We start from the raw sequence: 12607 nt of genomic DNA, 5'->3' as shown, positions 1-12607 counted from the left end.
ATGTGTTGAGCCCGCGCCCAAATCGCAGCGAGCGGCCCAATGTCCGTGCTCCAGCTTAATCCCGCGCCATTGCGATCCGCAAAAGACGTTCTTTGACGCAATCGAGGCCACCCAGCATGCCATAGCTCGCGACGGCGCCGGCATAGGAGTAGGAGACCACTTTGTCCTTGTGCACGTAAGCGCCGGCCAACCCCAAGATTTCGCCGGAGCGGGCGGCTTCGAGCAGACGCTCCAATTCTTCGATGACCGTGGCGTTGGGCTCGCTGGACGGCGGCGTAAATTGACCGCGAAGGCTGATGACATTTTCCGACATTTTTGATGGCCGCTGAGAATGACCGCCTGCGTATCGAGGCAAGCTTTATTAAGCAATATCGATGCCATTGCGCGGGCGAAAAAAAGCGCGGCCGATGGCCACGCTTTCAAGCTTCAGTTCGTTCAGGCGCTTCAGCCTTGCGTCAGCTTGGAGGATCCCGCTGAGAAGGCCCGCTGGAGCCATCATGAACGCGCTGGGCCGACCCCTCCGAGGCGCTCTTCACCCGCAGGTTGTTTTGAACACGCAAGACGCCCACCACGCGCTCAGCGACCATCTCGGCGCGCCTGCGCTGATCCCGATTTTCGGCAGTTCCGGTCAGCGTGACTTCCAAATTCGTGAAGGCGACCTCGATTTCAGACGCATCGACATACGCATCCTCGCTGAGACGGTCGGAAACATCCTCGCGGCATCTACGGGATCGCGATGCTTCCGCTCGTCACTCGGACGTTCGGCCGGCCATTCCGGCGGCAAAGCTTGCTCACCGTTGCCCCAACAGACGCGCGGAATGGCGCGGTCATAAGCCCATAAGCGCAAACGACAGCGGCCACGCGTATTGTGGCTGATCTTCGCCGTTCACGCAATCGCGGCGCGGCATGGCGACTCGAGAAGCCGCCGATGGGCATGCCGCAAAGCAACGATGGCGGCGTCAAGTTCTTTCCTTTGCCGCTCGAGATAACCGATCTGTGCGACGATCTGCTCGGGCGGCAGCGCAAGCTCCAGATCGACTTCCTCGGAGGGCTGATCGACGCGCTCATCCGCATCGAGACGGGAAAGCGCGCCGCCTTGAGAGCGAAGCATCTCGCCGATTTCAGCCAGCGTAAAGCCGAGCCGCTTCCCTTTGAGAATCATCTTGAGATTGCGTTTCTCATGCGCGCCGTAGAGGCGGGTCGCGCCCTCCCGCTTCGGGTGAAGAAGATCACGATCCTCATAAAAGCGCAAAGCGCGGATGCTGACGCCAAAATCACGGGCCATTTCGCGGATTGTGCTGAAGCCCTCCGGCACGCCCCTTGCCCGCGCCGCAGCCGGCTGGTCCGACGCATCTTCGTCGTCGTGAACGTCATCGTCGGACCGATACTGATTGCCGCGCGAAGGATTTGTATCCATGGCTTACACCCTCGATGTCTGTTAACTGAGCTTTGAGGAAAGTTGCAAAATTTTAGTTGTAAACACAACCAAAGATTGTATATACTCCACTTACAACCGCTTCGGACATTCACTGTGACGAGACGGTCTTGCGCCAAGCTTGAGGGAGGAGAATGTGGGCAATATTAACGCAACGTTTACCTGAGACTTCGAAAGTGAGAGAGGCTCCGCCAGCGCATACGGGCGACTGCAACCTGCCGCCCCGGTTCAATCCGAACTCCTACGGCGCAAGTTTGAAACGTCAGCGATGCAACCGGACGACATGATGAGCAGGGCGAACGCCGAGGGCGTTAACGGCGCCGGTGGACAACGCGCAGCCGCCCCTGGCGTCCAGCCGCTGTCGCCGATGGAGGATTGGTTGCAAAGGGCGTTGGCCGATCTTTCCTCTCGCGGGGCGGACGATGATGCGCCGATCGATTTAAGCCAAAGCCTTGCCGCTATGGCCGCGATTCTCAATGAGATCGTTCAATCGAGGCCAATTCCGGCCGCATCGGAACAGGGCGCAGGCGCCGCCGAAACTGGCGTCCGCAAGACTCGACGCGCGGCCGACGCGCTATCGCCCGACAGCCACGCAAGCGCCGATCGCAAACACGAATTGCGCACTCTATCGGCTGGCGCCGAGGGCAGAAACGCGGAGGTCTTTGCCTCAACGGATAGCGATGGCGGAGAGAGCCTGACTGAACTGACGCGCCGGCTTGACGAGATCGAGCAGCGCCTTCGCGCCGGCGGCGGCCATGACGACGATCAGTCTTTGACAGGCGCCTTGACAGAAATCGAAGCGCGGCTCCGGAAAGCCGCCGCCCGTCGCGCCGAACTCGCCAAATCAAGCCCCTCGCCTGATCAGCAGACCTTGGGAAAAATGGACGCGCCGCACCCGCTTGCGCCAGCGGGCAGCGCGGCGGCGGGTGAAAACCCGGTCCCCGCAAGCTCGGCCGCCGGGCCGCGCCGCATCGCAGAAACGGCAGCGCTTTCACCGGTTGAAAGGCTCCCCGATCTCGAGGCTAGCATTCGCGATTTGACCGCCCTTATGAGAGCCTTGGGCGAGCGGCGCGCTGGCGCTGATTTGCGGGCCGCCCGCCGAGGCGGCTGGCCCGGCGAACAATTCAATCGGCCTTTGCAGGAGCCCCCTCGGTCGCGCGAGCAGGCCGCCGCCCCTGTCGCCGGTCCGCGCCCGGACGGCGCGGTTTCGACGCCAATGCCTCGCCCCGCCGCAACGAGGCGCGCTGCGGCGGACGATGCCGCTGCCTCGCATTCGGCCATCAAAATGATTGAAGCGGAGCTTCGCGCGTTGACGCGAAAGGTCGAGGAGGCCATTGCTCGAAGCTGCGATTCAGGCCCCTACGACACATTGACGGAGCGCGTAGCGGCGGCCGAGAAGCACCTGACCGAAAAGCTCGAGAGCGGACTGGCGGCGGCGGCGAGCGAGACCGACAGCCTCAAAGATATTGTCCAATCGCTCGCAGGCAAGATAGAAGCGGCGCGGCAGCCTGGGGCCAGCGATCTTTCGATCCAATCGCTCGATCGTGAAATCAGCGCCATCGCCGAGCGTCTCGACGGGGCCGATAAGGGCTTGTCCTCCCTGGCCCGTCTCGAGCAATCGATCAGCCGCCTTTTCGAGCAGATGGAAGAGATTCGCGAGATCGCGTCGAACGCCGCGGCCCGGGACGCCGACCGCGAGGGCGCTCTGCCGGCGGACCTCGATCGGCGGACGGAGGGCGGCGGTCACGACAGGCGGCTGACGCGCGAAATCGCCGATTTGCGGGCCACTCGCGACGAAGCCGACAAACGCATACATCTTGCTCTCAACGCGGTTCAGGAGACTGTTGGAAAGGTCGCCGATCGGCTCGCCGTAATGGAGGCTGATCTCGGGGAGATGCGCCCGGCGGCCGACCGGCTGCTGCCGCTGCTGACGCCCCGCGCCGAGCGCCGCCCGAGAGGCGATCAGGAAGGCGATTTTTTCTCGACTGAAACTCTACAGCGGCGGCCCCTCTCCGGCGCGCCCGGCCCCGTTCTCGTCAGCACGAAGGAGAGCGTCCCCCACAGCCTCTTCAGCCGCGACGCCGCTCAGGCCGCCGACGGAACAGCGGTCAATGGCCAAAAGGACGTAGAGCCTGCCGATCTCCTGATCGAGCCTGGAAGCGGATCGCCGCGCAGACGGGAAGCGCCGGAGCATCGAGCGTCCGGCGAGCCGCCGCAGCCGGAGCGAGAAGCCGGCGGTGGCGGACGCGCAGATTTCATCGCGGCGGCGCGGCGCGCGGCTCAGGCAGCGCAATTCGAAGCGGACGGCTCTCTCAAGGGGCAAGCTCCGGCTGGCGACCATGCCGGCGCGAGTGGCGGTTTTTTCAGCGCTCATCGGCGGCCGATCCTTCTGGCGATCGCCGCCCTGTGCCTTGCCCTCGGCGCCTATACGGTCGCGCGAAACGGCAGCCTCAAAAGCCTCGATCCGGCAAGCTTTCTAAATGCGATCGGCAAAGGGGCCGCGAGCAGCGCCCTCCGGCCTCAGCGCGGCGGCAATCTCGCTGGAGGACCAACGCTCGCAGCGCCTGGCGCGACGTCCGCCGCCGTGAAATCAGCCAAAGCGGCGCCGCCAAGCGCCGCCGCGGTGAAGCGCGAGCCGATTGCACCGCAGAATAATGTCAAGGCGAACGCGGCTCTGCGCGATTCGCGCCTCTTCGATCCGGCCCCCCTCAATGTTCTGTCGCCGCTGCGGCAAGCTCCCCCGCCGGCTGAAAATCCGCCCTTGAGCCACGGCGCGCCCTTCATGCACGCCATAGCTGGAAGCGATCCGATCATTGTCGGCGCGATCGCCGGACACGCTGGCGTGATCCATTCCGCGCCTGCACCCATCGCGGCGGCTCCGCAGCCGCTGGCCGGCGCTCCGACGGTCATCGCAAGCTTGCCCGGAATGCCGCTGGAGCAGCTGCGCGCCAAGGCAGACGCCGGCGACGCGCCAGCTCAATTCGAACTTGGCGTCCGTTTTGCCGACGGGCGCGCCGGCTCGCAGGATATGGCGCTGGCGGCGCAATATTACGCCAAAGCCGCGGATCAGGGTCTGGCGCTTGCGCAATATCGCCTCGCGGTGCTGAGTGAAAAAGGCGTCGGCGGCGGACGCGATCTCGCGCGGGCGCAAAGCCTTTATCTCGCGGCTGCCGAGCAAGGCAACGCCCGGGCGATGCATAATCTCGGGGTTCTCGCCGCGGAGGGCGTCGATGGCGAACCGGATTATGCAAACGCTGCGGCATGGTTCGAAAAAGCCGCCGCCTTCGGCATTCGCGACAGTCAGTTCAACCTTGCCGTTCTTTTGGCGCGAGGCTCAAGCCTCTCGCACGACGCCGCCCGCTCCTACACCTGGTTTTCGATCGCGGCGGCGACAGGCGATCAGGAGGCCGCCCGTAAACGCGACGAGATGGCGCTGAAACTTTCTCCGACCGATCTCGCCGCCGCGACGGCCGCGGCCAGCACTTTCCGGCCGCGGCGGCTCGATCCCGCGGTCAATGAAATCAGCGTTTCTGGAAATCCGGCTATCGCCTCGGCGCCAGCAGCGCTCCCGACGCAAAGGAAGGCGTCGAATCTTTAGCGTTTTGAGGGACCGGAGGACGGCCCGCGCGCCAAGACGCCAAACGCCCATTGGTCACGCGAAGTAACTTTGGGCGCGCGAAGTAAGATACATGGAATCGATGATGTTCCTTTTTCTCTTGCGCCGGCCGACAGTCGCGCCGCCGCCTTGCGGTCAGTCCGGCAGGCAAAGCCGATGGGGAACCCGGTAGACGGCGCTCCTCCCCATCACATGAGCGAGAATCGCAAAAGAGCGCGCGGGGCCGCCGAACAGCGGATCAAAGGCCGAATCATGCAGATTGAGGCCGCCGGCGAAGGCGCCGAAAGCCGGCAGCACGCAACGCGCGCCATCGCTGACGAAACTGCGGCGCCGGACCGAGCCGCCGCGCCCCGCGACCCTGGCGACGGGATGAAGATGCCCCGCGATTTCGCCGATCGCGCCCGCTGCTGGCTCATGCCGGAACGTCATGCGCCCGACGGCGAGTTCGTTTCGCGCCTCGCCGGACAAACCGCGCGGCAATTCGCGGTCATGATTTCCTGCGATCCAGATCCAGTCTCGGCCCTGCTGCAAGCCGCCGACGCCGCTCCGGTCCGCGTCGCTCATGCGATCGCCGGCTGCGCCGTCATGAAAAGAATCGCCGAGCGCGACCACGCATCGCGGCTCGTAATAGGCGATCAGCTGCGCAAGCGAGACAAGAGTCGCGGCGGTGTCGTAAGGCGGCAGAAAAACGCCCTTCGCTGCGAAAGCCGAACCCTTTTCGAAATGCAGGTCGGCGACGACGAGCAGGCGTTCCTCGCGCCAGAAAAGCGCTCCGAGGGGGTCGGCGACAAAATCAACGTCGAGGATCGAGAGCACAGCCTCCACTCGCAAATGTCTTCGGGCGGCGTGCCGCATCGTCAGAAAGAGCTCCTGTTCCGGCCTTTCCAGCGGCTCGAAAGCGCCGCCGCCTAAGGCTTCCCGCGACCTTTCCTCACCGGCGCAGCCTTGGCAAGATTTTCCTCAGCGGCAGGAGTTTCGGCGAGAACCTCGTCCACAAGGGTCTGCGCAGCCTCGGCGAGAACGACGTCCTGGGCTTCCCCATAGACTGTCTCGCGCCCGATCTCGAGCAGGACCGGCACAGCGAGCGGCGAGACGCGAGACAGCGCCTTGTGAATGATCTTGCCGCGCACGCGGGTCAGCATATGCGTCAGCCGGTCGAGATCGAGGAGCCCCGTCGCGGCGTCCGCGCGCGCAGCTCGCAGCAGAAGATGCTGCGGCTCATGCCGGCGCAGCACATCGTAGATGAGGTCGGTCGATATCTTGACCTGACGGCCGGTCTTGCGCCGATCAATAAAATTGCGCTCGATGAGCCCCGAAATGATCGCGCAATTGCGAAACGTGCGCTTCATCAGCGCCGATTCTTCCAGCCACTCCTCAAGGTCGTCGCCGAGCATGTCCTCGCTCAATAAATCCTCGAGCCGCACCGACCCTTTCTCGAACAGCGCGCCGAGATTGCTCACGGACCAGATGCAAAGCGCATAATCATTGGCGACGAAACCCTGCGGCTTCAGCCCGGCGCGCTCCATGCGCCGCGTCACCAGCATGGCGAGCGTCGTATGGGCGAGCCGCCCTTCGAACGGATAGAGCGCGAGATAAAAGCGTCCTCCCCGCGGAAAGGACTCAACGAGAAGCTCGTCCGGCGGCGGCAAAGCGGATCGCTGGCGCTGCAGGTCGAGCCAATCGGCGACCTGATCCGGCAAGGCGCTCCAGCCCGCGGGGTTGGATAAGATGCCCCGCACGCGCATGGCGAGATAGGTCGAGAGCGGGAATTTTCCGCCGGCGTAAGAGGGGATTTTTGGCGTCTCGGCGTTCGCGCGCGAAACCAGGGCCTCGTTTTCTACGACGCCCTGCAGCGCCAAAATCTCGCCGCCGAATAGAAACGTATCCTTCGGCGCCAGCATTTCGATGAAGGATTCCTCGATCTCGCCGAGCACCCGCCCTCCCCGGCGCAGCGGACCCGTATAAGACGCCGCCGGCCTAGCGCCGCCGGGAACGAGCCGCACTTTCAAAAGATCAGCCTCGATGATGGTCCCGACGTTCAGCCGGTAGGTCTGGGCGACGCGTCCATTGGCGATGCGCCACCGTCCATCGGGCGTCTGCTTGATCCTGGCGAATCGCTCATAGGTTTTCAGCGCATAGCCGCCGGTCGCGACGAAGGCGAGCGCGGACTCGAAATTTTCGCGCGTGAGCGCCGCATAAGGCGCCGCGGACCGCGCCTCGGCGAAAAGGGCCGTGGCGTCAAAGGGCGCGGCGCAAGCCATGCCGAGGATGTGCTGGCAAAGAACGTCGAGGGCGCCCGAGCGCGCCAGCGCCGTATCCTGCGCGCCCTCCCGCGCGGCGTCGACGGCGGCGCGGCACTCCAGCACTTCGAAGCGATTGGCCGGCACGAGGATTGCGCGCGAAGGCTCGTCGAGCCGGTGATTGGCGCGGCCGATCCTCTGGGCGAGCCGGCTCGCGCCCTTCGGCGCGCCTATATTGATAACGAGGTCGACGTCGCCCCAGTCGATGCCGAGATCGAGCGTCGATGTACAGACGACGGACTTCAGCCGGCCAGCGGCCATCGCCTCCTCGACCCCGCGACGCTGCTGGACGTCGAGCGAGCCATGATGCAGGGCGATCGCGAGGCCATCGTCGTTGCGCCGCCACAGCTCCTGGAAGATATATTCCGCCTGCGCGCGCGTATTGACGAAAACGAGGCTCATCTTCGCGGCCCTGATCGCGGCGTAGATCTCTCCCAGCGCATGGCGCGCGCTATGACCCGCCCACGGCAGGCGCTCTTTCGTGTCGAGGATGGAGAGGTCCGGCGGCGCGCCCGGCTCCGCGATGACAAGGGCGGCGCAGGCTTCTGCACGCCCCTGCGGCGCAAGCCAGCGCCGCAGTTCGGCGGGATCGCGGACGGTCGCAGAGAGGCCGATCGCCCGCAGCCCCGGCGCCAGCGAGCGCAGGCGCGCGAGGCCGAGGCTCAGGAGGTCGCCCCGTTTGGAGGCGGCGATGGCGTGCAGCTCATCGAAGACGACGTGGCGCAGTCCCGCGAAAAGATGCTCTGCGTCGGGGCTCGCGAGCAAAAGCGCGAGCTGCTCCGGCGTCGTCAGCAGAATGTCGGGAGGATCGCGACGCTGGCGCTGGCGTTTTGCGGCCGATGTGTCTCCCGTCCGCGTCTCGACCTTGACGCCAAGGCCCATTTCGGCGATCGGCGTCTCGAGATTGCGCTCGACGTCGACGGCGAGCGCCTTGAGGGGTGAGATGTAGAGCGTGTGCAAGGCGCGCCGTTTCGCCGGCATTTCGAGATCAACAAGGCTCGGCAGAAATCCGGCGAGGGTCTTGCCGGCGCCGGTTGGCGCGATCAGCAGCGTATTTGTTTCGCGGGCCAAGCGCAGGAGTTCGATCTGATGCCGGCGCGGGCTCCAGCCCCGCGCGGAAAACCAGGCGAGAAAGCGCGGCGGAAGATCAAAGTCGAAGCCAGTCACAAAAGGCCCTTGGAATGTGAGGGGCGGCCCGCGCGCGGGCGGCGCGTCGGGGCGCCCCAGCGTGAAATAGTCATCGCAGCGAAAAATTCTCAGTGCGCGGCAATGACCCCCAACTCTCCTGAAGTTGAACCAATCGGCAGCGTCGTCATTCATTGGACGTTCAGGAGAGGCCCTCCATATGTATGGTTAAGCGGGCGGTGGGTTTGCTTGCCTGCCCTTAGGTTAAGGAGATCGAAAATGATGAGCAGATTGAAGAAAGGCGCCATTGTGGCGGTCTCTACTCTCGCGCTCGCTCTACCCGCTGCGACATTTGTGACGGCGCCTGCGGCGGCGCAGGGCTGGCACGGCGGCGGCGGGCATGGCGGGGGCGGCTGGCACGGCGGCGGCGGCGGCGGCTGGCGCGGTGGCGGCGGCTGGCGCGGTGGCGGCTGGCGCGGCGGCGGCTGGGGCGGAGGCTGGCGCGGCGGCGGCTGGGGCGGTCCGGCGGCGGCCGGTCTGATCGGCGGCCTTGCGGTCGGCGCGCTCGCAGCCTCGGCCTATCCTTATGGCTACGGCGGCTATGGCGGCTGCTATGTCCAGAATCAGCCGGCTTACGACGGCTATGGCTTTTTCCTCGGCTATCGGCCCGTGCGCGTTTGCTACTGACGCTTTTGCTTGGCCGCAAAGTCGAGCAGCGTCGGTTTATTACGGAAGCCCCGTCGAATTGACGGGGCTTGTTTAATTTTTGGCTAATTTTGTTGCGCGATCGGCGCAACTTTCCAGCTTGCGCTGCGTTATAGGTGTGATGCCGCACAGCGTGCCCTGACGTGATGAAGGAAAGTCGTCGTGTCAGACGCGCCGGGTGGAAGGAGACAGGCTGATGGTCAATTCTCGCAAAACAATCGGATTGCAGGCCCTGAAATTCACGATGGCGGGGATTGCGGTTTCGTGCCTTGGCGTGGCTGTCTTCGCGGCGCCGATGACGATGACGCCGAAGAGCAAAATTGCCGACACGAGCCAGATCTTTGAGCATAGGAGCGTATATTCGCCAGGTTACGAGCCGCTGGCTCGGGGTCCGGCAATGCAGCTTGGCCGCGCCGCTCCCGGCGAAGATGAAGATTGCGTGCGCGTCACCCGCGTCACCGGCCCCGATGGCCGCGTCTATGTGACCCGCGGGCTCGTCTGCGCGAACTGAAAGTTTCAATCCGGCGAGGCTTCGCCGGCGGATCTTGCTGACGTCGGGTCTCTTCCCCATCTCGGGATCATGGCGTCAGCTTATTTTCTCTCCCTGACGCCCGCTGGTCTTTATTGCCCGGCGGGCGATTTTTTTGTCGATCCGCTGCGGCCGGTCCCGCGCGCGCTCATCACACATGCGCACTCGGATCATGCCCGCGCCGGTCACGGCGCTGTTCTCGCAACGCGCGAAACGCTGGAGATCATGGCCATTCGGCTCGGCTCCGCTTTTGCCGGGTCGACGCAGACTGTCGCCTATGGCGACCAACTGCGGCTCGGCGCGATCGATGTCAGTTTTCATCCGGCGGGCCATGTCCTCGGCTCTGCGCAGATCCGAATGGCGGACAGGACGTGCGTCATCGTCGCTTCGGGAGATTACAAGCGCGAGGCCGACCCGACCTGCGCGCCATTCGAACCCTTATCCTGCAACGTCTTCATCACCGAGGCGACATTCGGCCTGCCGGTGTTCCGGCGCTCGAAGACGAAGGATGAGATCGAAAAGCTTCTTGCTTCACAAAGTCTTTTTCCCGAACGCGCGCATCTCGTCGGCGCCTATGCGCTCGGCAAGGCGCAGCGCATCATCGCCCTGCTGCGCGCGGCCGGCTATGACCGGCCGATCTATCTGCACGGCGGCGTCGAAAAACTGACGGCCTTTTATCAGGGGCGAGGGATCGAGCTTGGCGAATTGCGCAGTGTCGCTCTCAGCGATCGCGCGAAACTCGCGGGCGAAATCGTGATCTGTCCGCCGGGCGCCTTGCAGGACCTATGGTCCCGGAAATTTCCGGATCCGGTGGCGGCCCTCGCTTCTGGCTGGATGCGGGTGCGAGCACGGGCGCGCCAGCGGGGCGTTGAACTGCCTCTCGTCATTTCCGATCACGCCGACTGGGACGGCCTGACGCAGACCATCATCGAGACCGGCTGCGAAAAGGCGCTGGTGACGCATGGCGAGGCGGAAGCTCTCGTCCATTGGGCGCGCGGCGCCGGGATCGAGGCCGAGCCTTTGCATCTGCTCGGCTATGGCGACGAGGAAAACGAAGGTCAGCCCGCCACGGAGGAGAGCGCTTGAACGCTTTCGCCGAACTCCTCGACCGCCTCGCTTTCGAGCCATCGCGCCTCGGCAAATTGCGTTTGATGACGGAATTTTTCCGCCATCAGCCGGACCCGGAGCGCGGCTATGCGCTTGCGGCGCTCACCGGCGCGCTATCCTTTCAGCACGCCAAGCCCGGCCTTATTCGCGGCCTCATCAGCGAACGCGTCGATCCTGTCCTGTTTGCGCTTTCCTATGATTTCGTCGGCGATCTGTCGGAAACCGTCGCTCTGCTCTGGCCAGATCGCCCTGACGCAAATCGGGACGCCGGCGACAATGGCGCGCCTCTGCTGCTTTCGGATGTGGTGCGCGAACTCGGCTCCGGCGGCAAGATCGGTCTTGCAAGCCGGCTCGCAGCCTGGCTCGACGCGCTGGATGAGACCGGCCGCTGGGCGCTGTTGAAGCTGATCACCGGCTCGCTGCGCGTCGGCGTTTCCGCGCGGCTGGCGAAGACGGCGGTCGCTGAACTCGGCGGCAAGAAACCGAATGAAGTCGAAGAGACATGGCACAGCTTGAGGCCGCCTTACCTTGATCTCTTCGCCTGGATGGAGGGTCGCGAGGACCGGCCGGACCCTTCTGATCCCGCGCCCTTTTGTCCCGCCATGCTTGCTCATGCGATCGAAGAGAGGGATTTCGATGAAATTGTTCCGTCCGATTTCATCGGCGAATGGAAATGGGATGGAATCAGGGTTCAGGCGGCGAGCGGGCGCGACGGCGACGGACGCCGGGCGATGCGTCTGTTTTCGCGCACGGGCGAAGATATTTCCGCAGCCTTCCCGGACCTTACGGAATGTCTCGTGCAGCTTCCCTTCGAGGCTTTTTCGCTCGATGGCGAATTGCTCATCGTCAGGGACGCCCGCGTCGAGCCGTTTGGCGTGCTCCAGCAAAGGCTGAACCGCAAGACGGCTTCGGTCAAACTCCTTGCCGAGTTCCCAGCTCACATTCGCGCCTATGATCTGTTGCGGCAGGACGGCGAGGATTTGCGTGCGCTGACGTTCACCGAAAGGCGCGCCAGGCTCGAAGCCTTCGCCGCGGCGGCCGGTTGTTCCCGGCTTGATCTATCGCCGCTTGTTCCCTTCGTCTCCTGGGAGGAACTGGCGCAGGCGCGGAAAAATCCGGCGGCCTTCGGCGCCGGGCAAAACGCCGAGGCGATCGAAGGCTTGATGCTGAAGCGGAAGGATTCGATCTATGTGCCGGGGCGTCCGAAAGGCCTCTGGTACAAATGGAAGCGCGACCCCTTCACGGTCGACGCCGTGCTCATGTATGCGCAGCGCGGCCACGGCAAACGCTCATCCTATTATTCCGACTTCACCTTCGGCGTCTGGCGCGACGAGCCCGAAGGAGCCCGGCTGGTTCCCGTCGGCAAGGCTTACTTCGGTTTCACGGATGCGGAGTTGATCGAGCTCGACCGCTATGTCCGCAACCACACCGTCAATCGATTCGGTCCCGTGCGGGAGGTCGCCTACGGACGCGCCGAGGGGCTCGTCCTCGAGATCGCCTTTGAAGGGCTGAACCGCTCGAGCCGGCATAAATCGGGCGTTGCGATGCGCTTTCCGCGCATCGCCCGCATCCGCTGGGACAAGCCGGCGCGCGAAGCTGACCGGATCGAAGGGCTTGAAGCTTTGCTGCGGTAGCGTTTCTTCAAGGTACGGCGTCTTGCGCAGGACTCTCAAGTCTCCTTGGCGTTGACGCAAGCTCCGGCAAGTTACGGCGCGCGTTCGTTTGGATGCTTGCCGGCAAGCGGTCGCGTTCAAGAGTCGCAGGGCGAAAGAACGGCCAGGCTCACGCCC

The 12607-nt window shown here is 64.4% G+C and carries 10 protein-coding genes; 5 read left to right on the top strand and 5 right to left on the bottom strand.

The window, feature by feature from the left end:
- Window positions 1-55 precede the first annotated feature (55 nt).
- The 3 genes from SIN04_RS04015 to SIN04_RS04010 all read right to left on the bottom strand — a co-directional run bounded on the left by SIN04_RS04015 (window position 56) and on the right by SIN04_RS04010 (window position 1417).
- Window positions 56-313, bottom strand: a complete 258-nt coding sequence (locus SIN04_RS04015) for a hypothetical protein (RefSeq protein WP_134486349.1) — start codon at window positions 311-313, stop codon at window positions 56-58.
- Window positions 314-455: 142 nt separating this feature from the next.
- A complete protein-coding gene (locus SIN04_RS20215) occupies window positions 456-665 on the bottom strand; it encodes a BON domain-containing protein (RefSeq protein ID WP_423136042.1) in 210 nt (69 codons plus the stop codon).
- 221 nt (window positions 666-886) lie between these two features.
- A complete protein-coding gene (locus tag SIN04_RS04010; protein ID WP_134486348.1) occupies window positions 887-1417 on the bottom strand; it encodes a MerR family transcriptional regulator in 531 nt (176 codons plus the stop codon).
- Window positions 1418-1703: 286 nt separating this feature from the next.
- On the opposite strand from SIN04_RS04010, the gene SIN04_RS04005 reads away from it, so the two are divergent.
- Complete coding sequence (locus tag SIN04_RS04005) at window positions 1704-5033, top strand: hypothetical protein (protein WP_341264231.1); 3330 nt, start codon at window positions 1704-1706, stop codon at window positions 5031-5033.
- Between the two features lie 153 nt (window positions 5034-5186).
- On the opposite strand, the gene pdeM is transcribed toward SIN04_RS04005, so the two are convergent.
- Window positions 5187-5906 carry a ligase-associated DNA damage response endonuclease PdeM gene (gene pdeM / locus SIN04_RS04000; RefSeq protein WP_134486342.1) on the bottom strand — a complete coding sequence of 240 codons (720 nt, stop codon included), beginning with the start codon at window positions 5904-5906 and terminating at the stop codon, window positions 5187-5189.
- Between the two features lie 53 nt (window positions 5907-5959).
- Entirely contained in the window at window positions 5960-8578 is a 2619-nt protein-coding gene (locus tag SIN04_RS03995; RefSeq protein ID WP_423136041.1) for a ligase-associated DNA damage response DEXH box helicase, read from the bottom strand.
- Between the two features lie 177 nt (window positions 8579-8755).
- On the opposite strand from SIN04_RS03995, the gene SIN04_RS03990 reads away from it, so the two are divergent.
- The 4 genes from SIN04_RS03990 to SIN04_RS03975 all read left to right on the top strand — a co-directional run bounded on the left by SIN04_RS03990 (window position 8756) and on the right by SIN04_RS03975 (window position 12451).
- Window positions 8756-9163 (top strand): hypothetical protein, encoded by a 408-nt coding sequence (locus SIN04_RS03990; RefSeq protein ID WP_341264230.1) that lies wholly within the window; start codon window positions 8756-8758, stop codon window positions 9161-9163.
- Window positions 9164-9377: 214 nt separating this feature from the next.
- The gene (locus SIN04_RS03985) at window positions 9378-9692 is read left to right on the top strand and encodes a hypothetical protein (RefSeq protein ID WP_134486337.1); all 315 of its coding nucleotides are present in this window, start codon (window positions 9378-9380) and stop codon (window positions 9690-9692) included.
- A 69-nt stretch (window positions 9693-9761) separates the two neighbouring features.
- Window positions 9762-10796, top strand: coding sequence for a ligase-associated DNA damage response exonuclease (locus SIN04_RS03980; protein WP_341264229.1), 1035 nt, complete (start codon window positions 9762-9764; stop codon window positions 10794-10796).
- The gene (locus SIN04_RS03975) at window positions 10793-12451 is read left to right on the top strand and encodes a cisplatin damage response ATP-dependent DNA ligase (protein WP_134486333.1); all 1659 of its coding nucleotides are present in this window, start codon (window positions 10793-10795) and stop codon (window positions 12449-12451) included. The genes SIN04_RS03980 and SIN04_RS03975 overlap by 4 nt, the downstream gene beginning before the upstream one ends.
- Window positions 12452-12607: the final 156 nt, after the last annotated feature.

Origin of the sequence: Methylocella tundrae (assembly GCF_038024855.1) — a bacterium.
Classification (GTDB): domain Bacteria; phylum Pseudomonadota; class Alphaproteobacteria; order Rhizobiales; family Beijerinckiaceae; genus Methylocapsa; species Methylocapsa tundrae.
The sequence above is the reverse complement of the archived record's forward strand: the minus strand, read 5'-3'. Positions and strand labels throughout refer to the sequence as shown.

Coding starts and splice junctions, on each gene's coding strand:
- SIN04_RS04015 (WP_134486349.1), bottom strand. CDS start 313: ATGTCGGAAAATGTCATCAGCCTTCGCGGTCAATTTACGCCGCCGTCC.
- SIN04_RS04010 (WP_134486348.1), bottom strand. CDS start 1,417: ATGGATACAAATCCTTCGCGCGGCAATCAGTATCGGTCCGACGATGAC.
- SIN04_RS04005 (WP_341264231.1), top strand. CDS start 1,704: ATGCAACCGGACGACATGATGAGCAGGGCGAACGCCGAGGGCGTTAAC.
- pdeM (WP_134486342.1), bottom strand. CDS start 5,906: ATGCGGCACGCCGCCCGAAGACATTTGCGAGTGGAGGCTGTGCTCTCG.
- SIN04_RS03990 (WP_341264230.1), top strand. CDS start 8,756: ATGATGAGCAGATTGAAGAAAGGCGCCATTGTGGCGGTCTCTACTCTC.
- SIN04_RS03985 (WP_134486337.1), top strand. CDS start 9,378: ATGGTCAATTCTCGCAAAACAATCGGATTGCAGGCCCTGAAATTCACG.
- SIN04_RS03980 (WP_341264229.1), top strand. CDS start 9,762: ATGGCGTCAGCTTATTTTCTCTCCCTGACGCCCGCTGGTCTTTATTGC.